15 protein-coding genes are annotated in these 13,484 nt (G+C 71.7%); 9 read left to right on the top strand and 6 right to left on the bottom strand.

Annotated elements, in window-relative coordinates:
- Positions 1-114 precede the first annotated feature (114 nt).
- Genes J3P44_RS19890 through J3P44_RS19880 form a run of 3 tightly spaced genes read left to right on the top strand, consistent with a single transcriptional unit; the run spans position 115 to position 2,048 of the window.
- The gene (locus J3P44_RS19890; protein ID WP_255892214.1) at positions 115-813 is read left to right on the top strand and encodes a hypothetical protein; all 699 of its coding nucleotides are present in this window, start codon (positions 115-117) and stop codon (positions 811-813) included.
- A gap of 21 nt (positions 814-834) precedes the next feature.
- A complete protein-coding gene (locus J3P44_RS19885) occupies positions 835-1,308 on the top strand; it encodes a copper chaperone PCu(A)C (RefSeq protein ID WP_255892213.1) in 474 nt (157 codons plus the stop codon).
- Complete coding sequence (locus J3P44_RS19880) at positions 1,305-2,048, top strand: phosphoglyceromutase (protein WP_255892212.1); 744 nt, start codon at positions 1,305-1,307, stop codon at positions 2,046-2,048. Before J3P44_RS19885 ends, J3P44_RS19880 begins: the two co-directional genes overlap by 4 nt.
- 3 nt (positions 2,049-2,051) lie before the next feature.
- On the opposite strand, the gene phoU is transcribed toward J3P44_RS19880, so the two are convergent.
- The gene (gene phoU / locus J3P44_RS19875) at positions 2,052-2,702 is read right to left on the bottom strand and encodes a phosphate signaling complex protein PhoU (RefSeq protein WP_255892211.1); all 651 of its coding nucleotides are present in this window, start codon (positions 2,700-2,702) and stop codon (positions 2,052-2,054) included.
- Positions 2,703-2,814: 112 nt separating this feature from the next.
- Here phoU and J3P44_RS19870 point away from each other — a divergent pair, with 112 nt between their 5' ends.
- The 4 genes from J3P44_RS19870 to J3P44_RS19855 all read left to right on the top strand — a co-directional run bounded on the left by J3P44_RS19870 (position 2,815) and on the right by J3P44_RS19855 (position 8,034).
- On the top strand, positions 2,815-4,053 hold the full coding sequence (locus J3P44_RS19870) for a sensor histidine kinase (protein ID WP_372496682.1): 1,239 nt from the start codon (positions 2,815-2,817) through the stop codon (positions 4,051-4,053).
- On the top strand, positions 4,050-4,727 hold the full coding sequence (locus J3P44_RS19865; RefSeq protein WP_255892207.1) for a response regulator: 678 nt from the start codon (positions 4,050-4,052) through the stop codon (positions 4,725-4,727). The genes J3P44_RS19870 and J3P44_RS19865 overlap by 4 nt, the downstream gene beginning before the upstream one ends.
- Before the next feature lie 125 nt (positions 4,728-4,852).
- Positions 4,853-6,949: an ice-binding family protein gene (locus tag J3P44_RS19860; protein ID WP_255892206.1), complete on the top strand. Its 2,097-nt coding sequence runs from the start codon at positions 4,853-4,855 to the stop codon at positions 6,947-6,949.
- Between the two features lie 116 nt (positions 6,950-7,065).
- Positions 7,066-8,034, top strand: a complete 969-nt coding sequence (locus tag J3P44_RS19855; RefSeq protein WP_255892205.1) for a DMT family transporter — start codon at positions 7,066-7,068, stop codon at positions 8,032-8,034.
- On the opposite strand, the gene J3P44_RS19850 is transcribed toward J3P44_RS19855, so the two are convergent.
- The 4 genes from J3P44_RS19850 to J3P44_RS25625 all read right to left on the bottom strand — a co-directional run bounded on the left by J3P44_RS19850 (position 8,031) and on the right by J3P44_RS25625 (position 11,009).
- Entirely contained in the window at positions 8,031-8,522 is a 492-nt protein-coding gene (locus tag J3P44_RS19850) for a type III secretion system chaperone family protein (RefSeq protein WP_255892204.1), read from the bottom strand. The two genes, J3P44_RS19855 and J3P44_RS19850, sit on opposite strands and share 4 nt — an antisense overlap.
- Positions 8,519-9,775, bottom strand: a complete 1,257-nt coding sequence (gene mshA, locus J3P44_RS19845; RefSeq protein ID WP_255892203.1) for a D-inositol-3-phosphate glycosyltransferase — start codon at positions 9,773-9,775, stop codon at positions 8,519-8,521. The genes J3P44_RS19850 and mshA overlap by 4 nt, the downstream gene beginning before the upstream one ends.
- 77 nt (positions 9,776-9,852) lie before the next feature.
- Complete coding sequence (locus J3P44_RS19840) at positions 9,853-10,224, bottom strand: hypothetical protein (protein WP_255892202.1); 372 nt, start codon at positions 10,222-10,224, stop codon at positions 9,853-9,855.
- Positions 10,225-10,262: 38 nt separating this feature from the next.
- Complete coding sequence (locus tag J3P44_RS25625; protein ID WP_308212283.1) at positions 10,263-11,009, bottom strand: RNase H family protein; 747 nt, start codon at positions 11,007-11,009, stop codon at positions 10,263-10,265.
- A 25-nt stretch (positions 11,010-11,034) separates the two neighbouring features.
- On the opposite strand from J3P44_RS25625, the gene J3P44_RS19830 reads away from it, so the two are divergent.
- A complete protein-coding gene (locus tag J3P44_RS19830) occupies positions 11,035-11,811 on the top strand; it encodes an SDR family NAD(P)-dependent oxidoreductase (protein ID WP_255892201.1) in 777 nt (258 codons plus the stop codon).
- A 20-nt stretch (positions 11,812-11,831) separates the two neighbouring features.
- A complete protein-coding gene (locus tag J3P44_RS19825) occupies positions 11,832-12,521 on the top strand; it encodes an aspartate/glutamate racemase family protein (protein ID WP_255892200.1) in 690 nt (229 codons plus the stop codon).
- Positions 12,522-12,576: 55 nt separating this feature from the next.
- Here the strand turns inward: J3P44_RS19825 and J3P44_RS19820 are convergent, their stop codons facing one another.
- Positions 12,577-13,479: a hypothetical protein gene (locus J3P44_RS19820; RefSeq protein WP_255892199.1), complete on the bottom strand. Its 903-nt coding sequence runs from the start codon at positions 13,477-13,479 to the stop codon at positions 12,577-12,579.
- Between the last annotated feature and the right edge of the window lie 5 nt (positions 13,480-13,484).

Below are 13,484 nucleotides of genomic sequence, written 5' to 3'. Positions count from 1 at the left end.
CGAATCACCTCCGATCACGTTTGCGCAGGTCAGAGGCCACATGCGGGCTTGACAAGTCCGGCGTTCTTGTGGTGCGCGCCCCCCTGCGGCGCCCGTTCTGGGCATACTTCGCCCATGTCGACGACCCCGGCGCTGCTCCTCGCCCGTGCCGCGCACCCGCGCCAGGCAGTTGTCACCGCCGCAGCGGCCGCGGCCGCGGCCGCCGTCGCCGGACGCCCGTTGGAGGAGGTCGCGCTCGTGGGGGGCACGGTGCTGGTGGGCCAGTCGGTCCTGGGCTGGGCAGACGACCTCGTCGACCGGCGCCGCGACCTTCGGCGCCGCCCGGACAAGCCGCTCAGCCTCGGCGTGCTCGACCCCGGGACGGTCTGGTTCACGCTGACGTGCGCGCTGCTGCTCGTCGTACCCCTCGCCGTCGCCCACGGGCGCCGGGCGGGGCTGGCCTACCTCGCCCTGCTCGCCGTCGCGGGGATCGGTGACTGGTTGCTGCACGCCCGGGTGCTCTCGTTCGTGCCGTGGCTGGCCAGCTTCGCCCTCTATCCCGCGTTCCTCGCCTACGGCGGCTGGAACGGCGTCGGTACGACGACTCCCCCGACCGTGACCATGACCGTGCTGGCGGGCGCCCTCGGCCTGGGGGTGCACGTCCTCCTCTCCCTGCCGGGCCTCGTGCACGACCACGAGGAGGGTGAGAGGTCGCTCCCGCTGGTGCTGGCGCTGCGGACCGGCACACCCCGCCTGCTGATGGTCGCGGCGGTGTTCACGGGTCTCGTCGTGGTCGCGATCCTGATCGCCGGGCGGACCGTCGGACTGACGTGAGCCGACGCTAGGGTGTGGGCCATGCAGCTTCGACCTCTCGCGACCGCCGCCGCGGTTCTCGCGCTCGCCGTTCCGCTGTCCTCCTGCGGCTTCGACTACGCCACGGACCGTGACTACACCCCGGGCAGCGGCGCCAACAACCGCGACGGCGTGGTCGACGTGCTGTCGGCGGTGGTGGTCTCCGGAGGCGAGGGCTCCGGGACGTTCGTGGCCTCCCTGTCCAACGGCGACCAGGACAACGAGCAGACCCTGACTGCCGTCTCCGGCGACGACGGCGAGGCGATCACGGCCGCGGAGTTCGAGCCGATCCCGATCGAGCCCGGCGGCATCGTCAACCTCGCCGAGCCGGCGGCGGGCATCGTGCTCACGGGCGACTTCGCGGCGGGCGACTTCGTGCCCCTGTCCGTCGACTTCGGCGACGGCGAGCGCGTCACGCTCAACGTCCCGGTCGTCCCTGACGACACCGGCTACTGGGAAGGCATGGACGCCTCATGACGCACACGCTGGTCCTGCTCCGCCACGGAGAGAGCGACTGGAACGCCAAGAACCTCTTCACCGGCTGGGTCGACGTCGACCTCACCGAGAAGGGCCGCGCCGAGGCCGTCCGCGGCGGCGAGCTGCTCGTCGGCGCCGGGCTGCTCCCGGACGTCGTCCACACGTCCCTGCAGCGCCGCGCCATCACCACCGCGCACCTGTCCCTCGACGCCGCCGACCGCCACTGGATCCCGGTGAAGCGATCGTGGCGGCTCAACGAGCGCCACTACGGCGCGCTCCAGGGCAAGGACAAGAAACAGACGCTCGAGGAGTACGGCGAGGAGCAGTTCATGCTCTGGCGCCGCTCGTTCGACACCCCGCCGCCGCCTCTCGACGACTCCTCGGAGTTCTCCCAGGCCCACGACCCTCGCTACGCCGACCTGGGCGACGACCTCCCGCGCACGGAGTGCCTCAAGGACGTGATCGCCCGGTTCCTCCCCTACTGGGAGTCCGACATCGTGCCCGACCTCCGCAGCGGGAGGACCGTGCTGGTCGCCGCCCACGGCAACAGCCTGCGCGCCCTTGTCAAGCACCTCGACCAGATCAGCGACGAGGACATCGCCGGGCTCAACATCCCCACCGGCATGCCGCTGCTCTACCGCCTCGACGAGGACATGCGTCCGACAGTCGCGGGTGGCGAGTACCTCGACCCCGAGGCCGCTGCCGCCGCTGCCGCAGCCGTCGCCAACCAGGGCCGGTAGGTATCAGTCCCGCGCCGGCTGCTCGCCGGTGACCACGAAGACCACGCGGTTGGCCACCGACACGGCGTGGTCGGCGATGCGCTCGTAGTAGCGGCCCAGCAGTGCGATGTCGACCGCGGCCTCCACGCCGTGGTGCCAGTCGGTGGAGAGCAGCTCGGTGAAGCTGCGGCGGCGCAGCTGGTCCATCACCTCGTCGGCACGGCCGAGCTCGATGGCCGCGTCGACGTCGCGGTCCACGATGATGCTGCGCACCCGTCGCACCATGTCCTCCGCCGTCTCGCCCATCCGCTCCATGGTCGGGCGCAGCTCGTCGGGCACCGCGACGGCCGGGACGCGCAGGCGGGCGATCTTGGCCACGTGGACCGAGAGGTCACCCATCCGCTCGAGCTCGCTGACCATCCGCAGCGCTGAGACGATCATCCGCAGGTCGCCGGCGACCGGCTGCTGCAGCGACAACAGGGCGAAGGACGTGTCGTCCACCCGCTCGCGCGCGGCGTCGATCGCCTTGTCCCCGCTGATGACCTGGTCGGCGATGTGGATGTCGCCGGTCATCAACGCCTTGGTGGCCTCACGGACAGCGATCTCGACCTGTCCGCAGATCTCGGACAGGTCGGCGAAGATGCCGTCGAGCTGGTCATGGAAAGCCTCACGCATGCGGCGCACTGTAGGCAGCCGAAGCGAACAGCAGTCCGTGCTCGATGAACGCCACATGAACACTCGACGCCGGGTGTCCACCGGGGCTGGCCGAGGTGGCCGGATGCGTACGATGGTGAGCGTGGATCCGACGCTGCAGGCTGGGTTGGCCGCGATCGTCGGGGCCATCGTCGCCGGGGGTGCGGTCCTCGCGTGGCACATCAGCGACCGCCAGCGGCACACGCCGCCGGAGGCGGAGGAGCCGGTCGTCCAGGCCGGGGTGACGGCGGTCCTGAGCATCCTGCGCTCCAGCGCGGTGGTGGTCGACGAGGCCGACCACGTCCTCAAGGCGTCGGCGCCGGCGTACGCCTTCGGGCTGGTGCGCGGCGACACCCTGGTCGTGCCCGAGCTGCTGGACCTCGTCGCGCAGGTCCGCCGCGACGGACAGATCCGCGAGAGCGAGCTCGACCTCCAAGCGCCCGACGGCGGCACCACCCGCACGCTCACCGCACGTGTCGCGCCCCTCGGTGCGCGGCTGGTCCTGGCCCTGGTCGAGGACCGCACCCGCGAGAAGCGGGTCGAGGCGGTGCGCCGCGACTTCGTCGCCAACGTCAGCCACGAGCTCAAGACCCCGGTCGGTGCCATCCGGTTGCTCGCTGAGGCGGTCATCGACGCCTCCGACGACCCCGAGGCCGTCCAGCGCTTCGCCGACCGGATGCGCACCGAGAGCGACCGGCTCTCCCGGCTCGTGCAGCAGATCATCGAGCTGTCCCGGCTGCAGGGCCACGACCCGCTCGAGACGCCCGTGATGGTGGACCTCGACGCCGCGGTGGCCACCGCCGTCGACACCAGCGCCATGGAGGCGGCCGCGAAGGAGATCACCGTCGAGTCGCGCGGCGAGGCCGGCCTGGAGGTCTTCGGCTCCCAGGAGCAGATCGGTGCGGCGGTCAGCAACCTCGTGGCCAACGCCGTCGCCTACTCCGGCGCCGGGTCCCGCGTCGTCGTGACCACCCGGTCCGACGGCGAGAAGGTCCAGATCTCGGTCGTGGACCAGGGCATCGGCATCCCCGCCGGCGAGATCGACCGCATCTTCGAGCGGTTCTACCGCGTCGACCCGGCCCGTCACCGTTCGACCGGGGGCACCGGCCTGGGCCTGGCGATCGTCAAGCACGTCGCGGCCACCCACGGCGGGGACATCGCCGTGTGGTCGGTCGAGGGCCAGGGCTCGACCTTCACGCTCACGCTCCCCCGCAACCCCGAGCCGGGCCAGGGCCACACCACCACCCCGGTCGAGGTCATCGTCCCCGCACGGCCGGCGGCCGCTGCCGCACCCACGAAGCGCACCACGAACACGCAGGAGGCACGCCAGTGACCCGGGTACTCGTCGTCGAGGACGAAGAGAGCTACAGCGACGCGCTCGCCTACATGCTCCGCAAGGAGGGATACGAGGTGGCCATCGCCGCCGACGGCAACACCGCCCTCACCGAGTTCGACCGGTTCGGTCCGGACATCGTCCTGCTCGACCTGATGCTGCCCGGCGTGCCCGGCACCGAGGTGTGCCGCCAGATCCGGCAGACCTCGTCGGTCCCGGTGATCATGGTCAGCGCGAAGGACGACGAGGTCGACAAGGTGGTCGGGCTCGAGCTCGGCGCCGACGACTACGTCACCAAGCCCTACTCCCCCCGCGAGCTGGTGGCGCGGATCCGCGCCGTGCTCCGCCGCGGCCAGGAGCCCGACCTGATGCCCGACACCCTCGAGGCCGGACCGGTGCGGATGGATGTGGAGCGCCACGTCGTCACCGTCGACGGCACCGAGCAGCGCCTGCCGCTCAAGGAGTTCGAGCTGCTGGAGATGTTCCTGCGCAACCCCGGCCGCGTGCTCACCCGCGGGCAGCTGATCGACCGGGTCTGGGGCTCGGACTACGTCGGCGACACCAAGACCCTCGACGTGCACGTGAAGCGGCTGCGCGCCAAGCTCGAGCCCGACCCCAGCGAGCCGAAGTACCTCGTCACGGTGCGAGGGCTGGGCTACAAGCTCGACCTCTGAGGTCGTTCGGCCACGGAGACCGTCATAGCGGGCTACGGTCCACGGGACGGTAACTGTTGATCAACGTCTCGTCCGGGGTTCCGGAGGGACGGCGAGAGTGCCGCGACCTAAGGGCGCACTCTCTGATGAGTCCCAGCCGACCTGCCCAGCTCCTCACCCGCACCACGACGGCACGGTTGGCGGTGGCGGCCACGGCCCTCATGGTCGTCGGTCCTCTCGTGACCGCGACGTCCGCGGCAGCTGCCGCGCCGACCGTCGCCGGCAGCGTGGCCCTCGGCCGCGCCGCGGGGTTCTCCGCGCTCGCCGGGCCCAGCATCACCAACCCTGCCACCGCCACCGGCACCGTGCTCGCGCTCGACCTCGGAGTCACCGGCACCCTGACCGGGTTCCCGCCCGGCACGGTGAACGGCACGACCCGCGTCGGGACCGATGAGGTCGAAGCAGCACACGAGGACCGCCAGGCGGCGTACGACTCGGTCGTCGCCCAGACCGGCGGCACCGCCTTCGGTGGCGACCTGGTCGGCAAGACCTTCACGCCCGGCCTCTACTCCACGGCGGCGGCGGTCACCAACACCGGCACCATCATCCTCGACGCCGAGGACGACCCGAATGCCATCTTCGTCTTCCAGATCGGCGCCGCCCTCAGCTCCGCGGCGTCCACCAAGGTCGTCCTGACCAACGGCGCGCTGGCCAACAACGTCTACTGGCAGGTGGTCGGCGCCGTGGCCCTCGGGGCCAATGCCAAGTGGGCCGGCACGATCCTCGCCGAGGGCGCGATCTCGTTCGGGGACGGTGCCTCCCTCAAGGGCCGTGCCCTCACGTCGAGCACCATGGCCCTGGCCAACAGCCCCATCACCAGGCCGATCGACGACCTGGTCGCCCCAGTGGTCGCCCTCAACGGTGGACCCTCCCGCTCGACCCGGGACACCACGCCGCCCGTCTCAGGCACCACGGACGAACCGGGGACCCCCGTGGTCACGGTGACCACCGGCACCCTGGTGCTCACCACGCGCGCCCACGCAGGGGCGTGGACGCTGAGCACCCACGCCCTGGCTCAGGGGTCACACACGGTCGTCGCGTCGGTCACCGACCCGTCCGGCAACACCGGCACCGCCACTCAGCAGCTGACCGTCGACGCCGACGCACCGGGCGTCACGGTCCTCGGCGGCACGAGTGCAGCAACCTCCGACACGACTCCGAGCATCTCGGGCACCACGACCGAGCCTGATGCGACGGTGTCGGTCATGGTCGGCGACCAGACCCTGACGACGGTCGCGAGCGCCGGCACCTGGACCGTGGAGGCGGCGGCACTGACCGAGACGGCGCACCTCGTGCTGGCGTCCGTCGACGACGCGGCCGGCAACACGGGCTCGGCGAGCCAGGTCCTGACCGTCGACCTGACCGTGCCCGTCGTGGTCATCGACGGAGGCGCGAGCCGCTCGACGACCGACCTCTCCCCGTGGACCTACGGCACGACCGCCGAGCGCGCCGGCACGGTCGTGGACGTCAATGTGGACGACCAGCTCCTCACCGCCACCGTGAACCCCGGCGGCACGTGGGGCGTCAGCGCCGAGGACCTCGCCCCCGGCACCTACGAGGTGGTGGCCTCGATCACCGACGCTGCGCTGAACGAGGGCAGCGCCCACCAGACGCTGGTGGTCGCACCTCCTGGGGAGGTCCCGGCACCCACCCCGACCACCACTACGACCACGACCACCACCACGTCGACGCCGACCAACCCGACACCCACGGCCACCCCCACGCCGAACCCCACGGATGTCCCGCCCACCGCAGCGGCGTACCGCCCCGATGCGGAGATCCGCCGCGGCAGGGGCCGCTTCGTCGGCGCGGAGGTCTACACCCTCGCCGACCAGCGCGTGGCCGCGACGCTGCGCGGTCGCGCCCGGCAGGTGAGCTTCCAGGTCCGGGTGACCAACCAGGGCGACACAGCCGAGAAGCTGAAGCTCGCGGGGACGAGGTCCAACCGTGCCTTCAGGTTGACCTACGTCGCTGGTGGCAAGGACGTCTCGGCTGCCGTGATCGACGGCCGCTACCGCACCGAGACGCTGGCCGTCGGCCGGTCGGTCACCGTGACCGTCACGGTCACCCGGCTGAAGCGGGCGAAGCCGGGCACCGCGACGACGATGACGGTCCGCACCGTGTCGACGCATGCACCGAGCAAGGTGGACGCTGTCGCCGCCCGGGTGACGGTGGCTGGCTGAGCCGTGCTTTCGTGACGGGACTTCGTCCCTCCTCAACCTGCGGCGACGGCGGGATGTCGGCGTACGCCGTCCGAAAAGCGCTCGCGGCGCGTCATCGGCGTCCCTAGCCTTGACCCGTGACCTCGACCAGCCCCCCGACCGCCCCCACCACGACGGGGCCGGGGGCGCCCAGCCGGGCCTGGCTGCCGCTCGCCGCGGTGGCGCTCACGCTCGTCCTCTGGGCCAGCGCGTTCGTCGGGATCCGCCACCTCGGTGAGAGCGTGCCGCCCGGCACGCTGTCGCTGGCCCGGCTGGCGGTCATGACCCTGGCCGTGCTGGCGCTGATGAAGGGGCGCATCTCACGCCTGCCCGACCGCCGCGAGTGGCCGCTGATCCTGGCCGGTGGCATCTCGTGGTTCGGCGTCTACAACCTCGCGCTCAACGAGTCCGAGCGTCGCATCGACGCCGGCACGGCCGCGCTGATCATCCAGATCGGCCCGATCCTGGTGGGCCTCCTCGCGGCGTTCTTCCTCGGCGAGCGGCTGACCCGCAACCTGCTCATCGGGATGGCGGTGGGCTTCGCCGGCGTCGTGGTCATCGGCCAGGCGTCGTCCCGCGGCGCCAACGGCGACCTCGTGGGCGTGCTCCTCTCCCTGCTGGCGGCGCTCACCTTCGCCGTCGGTGTCCTGACCCAGAAGAAGCTGCTGCCGACGATCTCCCCGCTGGAGCTCACATTCTGGTACGCCGTGGTCGGCACCGTCGTCTGCCTGCCCTGGACGGGCGAGGCCGTCGGCGTGCTGGGCGACGCGTCCGCGGACACGATCTGGTGGATCCTCTACCTCGGTGTGTTCCCGTCGGCGATCGCGTTCGTCGCCTGGGCCTACGCCCTCTCCCACGCCGACGCCGGGAAGTTCGCCCAGTCGACGTTCCTCGTCCCGTTCATCACCGCGCTCATGGCCTGGCTGCTGCTCGACGAGGTGCCGCCCGCGCTGGCGTTCGTCGGCGGTGCGATGTGCATCGCGGGCGTCCTCGTGGCGCGTCGTACGCCGAAGGTGAACAGTGTCGTGACGGGCGCCGGGGCGCCCTCCTCGACCAGCGACGGCTAGGACTCGAGCCAGCCGCGGAAGGCGTCGAGGTTGCGGGTCGACTCGCCGCGCGAGATCCGCCACTCCCACTCCTTGCGGATGGAGGAGGCGAAGCCGAGCTCCAGGATGGCGTTGAAGGACTCGTCGGCGTTGGCCAGCACCGAGCCCAGGATCCGGTCGAGCTCGTCGTCGCTCACCGAGGACAGCGGCAGCCGCGCCTCGAGGTAGATGTCGCCGTGCCGGTCGACGGCGAAGGAGACGGCGTACATCCGCAGGTTGCGCTCCAGCAGCCACCGGTAGACGCGGGCGTGGTTCTCGTCGGGGTTGCGGCACACGAAGGCATGGACACCGAGGGCGTGGGGGCCGACGTCGAGGCGGACCGGTGTCTGGAGCTTCTTCTCTCCAGGCAGGCTCAGCGAGAACGACGTACCGCCGATCTCCTCGTGCTCGATCCCGTTCTCGACGAGATGGGCGCGGACGGTGTCGACTGCCCGGGAGGTGTCGGTCATGTGGCCATCTCAGCACGCATCCGGCCGGCTGCCCGTGCGTAGGCCTCCAGGGTGCGCTCGGCCGTGTGGTCCCAGGAGAACTCCTGCGCGTGTGCCACGGCCCCCTTGCCGAGCTGCTCGACGAGGGCCGGGTCGTCGATGAGTCGGCGCAGAGTGGCCGCCCAGTCGCGTGGCTCATGGGTGTCGACCAGCAGACCGCTCACGCCGTCTCGCACCACGGTGGTGAGCCCACCCACGGCGGCCGCGACCACCGGCGTGCCGGTCGCCTGCGCCTCGACGGCCACCAGGCCGAAGGACTCGTTGTAGGACGGGACCGCGACGGCGGTGGCGGCGGAGGACCAGACGGCCAGCTCGGTCTGCGTCACCGGCGGCACGAAACGTACGACGTCGCTGATGCCGAGGTCGGCGGCCAGGTCCGCCAGTGCGGTCGGGTGCTCGAGTCCGGAGCCTGACGGACCGCCCACGACGGGTACGACGAGTCGTCGCCGCAGCGACGGGTCCTGCTGGAGCAGCACGTCGACGGCGCGCAGCAGCACGTCGGGCGCCTTGAGCGGCTGGATCCGGCCCGCGAACAGCAGGACGACCGCGTCCTCGGGCAGGCCGAGCTCGCGCCGGGCCTCCGCCCGGCCCCGGGGTGAGAAGACCGACAGGTCGACGCCGGGATGGATCACCTCGACCGCGTCGGGACTGGCACCGTAGAGCTCGACGAGCTGCTGTGCCTCGGTGTGCGTGTTGGCCACGAGGAGGTCGGCGGCGTCCACCACCTGCTCCTCTCCGATGATGCGGGACAGGGGCTCGGGGGTGTCCCCCTCGGCGAGGGCCTCGTTCTTGACCTTCGCCATCGTGTGCATCGAGTGCACGAGCGGCACGTTCCAGCGGTCGCGGGCGAGCGCCCCGACCTGCCCGGAGAGCCAGTAGTGGGAGTGGACGGCGTCGTAGTGGCCGAGCGGCTGGATCGCCTCGGCACGGAGCACCTCACGCGCGAAGGTGCACAGCTGACCGGGCAGCTCGCCCTTGGTGAGTCCCTCGAAGGGGCCCGCCGCGATGTGGCGCACCAGCACCCCGTCCGCCGCCTCGACGACCTGGTGCAGGGCCGACGACGTGGCCCGGGTGAAGACATCGACCTCGATGCCCTGTGCCGCCAGCCGCTTGGACAGCTCGATGACGTAGACGTTCATCCCGCCCGCGTCGCCCGTGCCCGGCTGGTCCAGGGGGGAGGTGTGCAGGCTGATCATGGCCACCCGCTCGCCCACACTGCCTCCTTCGTCCTGGCGCCCGACGTGGGCACCTCAGGACACAACCTCGCGAGAGGCTCCGGGATTCCCGACGGTCAGCGTGCGTGCGCGCCGGCAGCCGGACGGCCGGAGGGCCTGCCCCGACCACGCAGGAGCGCGAGCCCGCCGATCAGTGCCGCCACGATGCCCCAGAACCCGTCGTACCAAGGGGTGTCGCTGAGCCGGAACGCCTCGATCAGCGACAGTGCCAGGAGGGCGGAGGCCAGGGCGACCAGCACGCGCATGGCGGTCGCATCGCTCTTGACCAAGGTGCTGCCGAACAGGGCTGCGGCCACGAGCAGGCACGCGAGCCCGACGAAGTGGAGCGTGCTGGTGAGCGGGCCACTGCCGCCGCCGAGCAGCGCGTGGAGGATCCACAGCACGCCGCCGAGGAGAGCCGCGGCGGCGGACGTCTTCGCGGGAAGCATCCGGGCAGTCTGCCACGACCCGCCCGGCGGGTCCCAGCTCAGGTTTCGTCGGCGCCCGTGCCCGAACGCGCCTGCCACTGGCCACCTGTACGCACCCACAGCGTGCTGCGGACGTGGGCAGGGGGATCGGTCGAGGCGTGCCACCCGAGACGGATCGTGTCGGCGTCGAGGAGGTCGAGCGAGACGACCTCGACCTCCACCTCTGGCTCCACCGTCCTGGCCGCCGGGCGAACATCGGCCGGCGCCGCGACCGGCTCCAGCCCGGAGAAGAGGTCCGGCTCGGGCTCGACCTGCCCGACCGTGGCGTGGGGATGGGCGACCACGCTCTCCGCGAAACCTGGCCCCGGCTCAGGCTGCTTGCCTTCGCGGTAGGCCGTCGCGGCGGCGTTGGCGAGCTTGTCGGCGGCCTCGTTGAGCTCGTGGCCGGCGTGGCCCTTGACCCAGACGAAGTCGACGTCGCGCCCCTGCATGGCCGCGTCGAGCGCCTTGACCAGCTCGACGTTCATCACCGGCTTCCCGTCGCCCTTGCGCCAGCCGCGGCGCTTCCAGCCCGCCATCCACTTGGTGACGGTGTTGATGACGTAGGTGCTGTCGCAGTAGACGCGCAGCGGCTCGTCGAGGTGCGCCGTCTGCTGGAGGAGGTCGAGCACCGCCATGAGCTCGCCCATGTTGTTGGTGCCGTGCGGCCATCCTCCGGAGGCCCAGCAGCCGTCATCGACGTACCACGCCCATCCGGCCGGGCCGGGGTTGCCGAGTGCCGAACCGTCGGCCGCCGCGATGATCATCGGGACATCTTGGCAGGATGGCTTCATGACCCAGGACCGGACCCAGGACCAGGCCCACGACCGAGCCCCGACCCGCACCGCGGTGGTCACGGGCGCCTCGAGCGGCATCGGCGCCGCGACCGCCCGTGCCCTCGCCGCAGTGGGCTTCCGCGTCGTGTGCGCTGCGCGGCGTACGGACCGCATCGAGCAGCTGGCGGCGGAGATCGGCGGCGAGGCGGTCACCTGCGACATCAACGACGCCGCCTCGGTGGCGGCCCTGGCCGCTGCGGTGCCCACCTGCCACGTGCTGGTCAACAACGCCGGCGGCGCGGTCGGGGCCGACCGGGTCGAGGACGCGGACCTCGACGACTGGCGATGGATGTACGACGTCAACGTGCTGGGCCTGGTCCGCGTCACCCAGGCACTGCTCCCGGCCCTGCGCGCCAGCGGCGACGGCGTGATCGTCAACGTCGGGTCGACGGCGGGGCGGTGGGCCTACGAGGGCGGGGCCGGCTACACCGCCGCCAAGCACGCCGTGAAGGTGGTCACCGAGACGCTGCGGCTCGAGCTCAACGGCGAGCCGATCCGGATCAGCGAGGTCGCGCCGGGCATGGTCCGCACCGACGAGTTCGCGCTCGTGCGCTTCGGCGGCGACCAGGCCAGGGCGGACGCCGTGTACGCCGGCGTGGACGAGCCGCTGCTCGCCGAGGACGTCGCCGACGCGATCGCCTGGGTCGCCACGAGGCCCTCCCACGTCGACATCGACGAGCTGGTCATCAAGCCTCGCGCCCAAGCAGCGGCACACAAGGTCCACCGCACCTGAGGCGTGGCAGACTGCCGCGCGTGAAGACCATCGGACTCGTCGGCGGCATGAGCTGGGAGAGCAGCGCGGTCTACTACCGCGACCTCAACCTCGGGATGCGGGAGCGGCTCGGCGGCCTCTCCTCCCCCAAGCTGGCGTTGACCACGGTCGACTTCGCCGAGGTGACGCACCTCGAGGACGACGAGCGCTGGGACCAGGTCGGCGCGCTGCTCGCCGACGCGGCCCGTGGGGTCGAGCGCGCGGGCGCCGACTTCCTGCTGCTCTGCACGACCACCTTCCACAAGGTGGCCGACCAGGTCGAGGAGGCCGTCGACATCCCGCTGCTCCACCTCGCCGACGTCGTCGCCGCTGCGGTCAAGGCCGCGGGCGTGCAGACGGTGGGGCTCATCGGCACCAAGGTCGCCATGTCCGAGTCCTTCTTCGTCGAGCGGTTGGAGAGCAGCGGGCTGGCCGTCGTGGTGCCCGACGAGAGCCACCACGACTTCCTCAACGACGCGATCTACGAGGAGCTGGTGCACGGGGTGGTGCTGCCCCGCACGCGCAGCCGCGTCGTCTCGATCATCGAGGAGCTCTGGGACGCCGGGGCCGGCGGGGTGCTGCTCGGCTGCACCGAGCTCGAGCTGCTGGTCAAGCAGGCCGACGTCGAGCTTCCCGTGTTCCCGTGCACGACGCTGCACGTGCAGGCCGCGCTCGACGCGGCGCTCGCCTGAGGTTTCGTGACGGTCGCTGGGCGACCTCCTCAACCAGCGGGCGGCTGGGACCTCCTCAACCAGCAGGTAGTGGCACACCGCGGGCGGTCGCGAGCCAGCGCAGGCTCGTCCAGGCCGGCGAGCGCAGGTCCGTGGCCCGCGCCTCGGATGGAAGCGCGAGCCGGAGCACCTGGGACCGCGCTCCCTCGCTGCTGACCAGCAGCTGACGTCCGGCCAGCGCGATCCCCTCGCCCTGGTCCTGGCGAGGCAGGTCCCACGACGACACGGGCTGCCAGGACGGGAATGCCACGAGGTGGGCGCTCGAGTAGGTCCTCATCACGACGCCGCCACCGCCGGGCAGGAAGGTGGCGTCGGTGACGATCCCCGGCGCCTCGCCCACCTCCTCGAGCAGGTTCGTGTCGCCCTGCCTCAGCTGCCTCGGTGCGGCATAGACCGTGCCGGCGAACACCCCCTTGGTGATCACGAACAGCTGGCCCGTCACCGGGTGGCTCACCAGCGCCTCCGCGTCGCGGGCGCCGTCGGGGTAGGTGAGCTCGTACGTCTCGGGCGAGGTCTCGAGGCGCCCTCTGCCGACGGGGACGCGGAGGACCTCGACGGACTCCCGCACGTGCTGGTTGTCCCCGATGTCGCCGACCCAGACGTGGCCCGGGCCTGCCGGGGCCAGCGCCTCCACGTCCCGCGGCTCCGGGGTCCACGCGGTGACACCCACCGTGCTCCCGGTGCCCGGGTCGACCGTGAACACCCGCCCCGAGTCGCCCGAGTCGTTGGTGGTGACGACGAGGCCCCCTGGCGAGGCGTCGGTGACGACGAGCCCGCTCGACTCCACGATGTCGGGATCGGTGAACCGGAAGGCGGCCCCACCGTCGGCACTGTCGGCACCGGGTGCTCCGGCCGCCGCGCCGATCAGGAACGGCGCGATGACGCACACTCCCACTGCGATCCGGCGCGCGTCAGGCATGGCTC

Origin of the sequence: Nocardioides astragali (assembly GCF_024436375.1) — a bacterium.
Taxonomy (GTDB): domain Bacteria; phylum Actinomycetota; class Actinomycetes; order Propionibacteriales; family Nocardioidaceae; genus Nocardioides; species Nocardioides astragali.
The sequence above is the reverse complement of the archived record's forward strand: the minus strand, read 5'-3'. Positions and strand labels throughout refer to the sequence as shown.

Coding starts and splice junctions, on each gene's coding strand:
- J3P44_RS19885 (WP_255892213.1), top strand. CDS start 835: ATGCAGCTTCGACCTCTCGCGACCGCCGCCGCGGTTCTCGCGCTCGCC.
- J3P44_RS19880 (WP_255892212.1), top strand. CDS start 1,305: ATGACGCACACGCTGGTCCTGCTCCGCCACGGAGAGAGCGACTGGAAC.
- J3P44_RS19890 (WP_255892214.1), top strand. CDS start 115: ATGTCGACGACCCCGGCGCTGCTCCTCGCCCGTGCCGCGCACCCGCGC.
- J3P44_RS25625 (WP_308212283.1), bottom strand. CDS start 11,009: ATGATCATCGCGGCGGCCGACGGTTCGGCACTCGGCAACCCCGGCCCG.
- J3P44_RS19860 (WP_255892206.1), top strand. CDS start 4,853: ATGAGTCCCAGCCGACCTGCCCAGCTCCTCACCCGCACCACGACGGCA.
- J3P44_RS19820 (WP_255892199.1), bottom strand. CDS start 13,479: ATGCCTGACGCGCGCCGGATCGCAGTGGGAGTGTGCGTCATCGCGCCG.
- J3P44_RS19870 (WP_372496682.1), top strand. CDS start 2,815: ATGGTGAGCGTGGATCCGACGCTGCAGGCTGGGTTGGCCGCGATCGTC.
- J3P44_RS19850 (WP_255892204.1), bottom strand. CDS start 8,522: ATGACCGACACCTCCCGGGCAGTCGACACCGTCCGCGCCCATCTCGTC.
- J3P44_RS19830 (WP_255892201.1), top strand. CDS start 11,035: ATGACCCAGGACCGGACCCAGGACCAGGCCCACGACCGAGCCCCGACC.
- J3P44_RS19840 (WP_255892202.1), bottom strand. CDS start 10,224: ATGCTTCCCGCGAAGACGTCCGCCGCCGCGGCTCTCCTCGGCGGCGTG.
- phoU (WP_255892211.1), bottom strand. CDS start 2,702: ATGCGTGAGGCTTTCCATGACCAGCTCGACGGCATCTTCGCCGACCTG.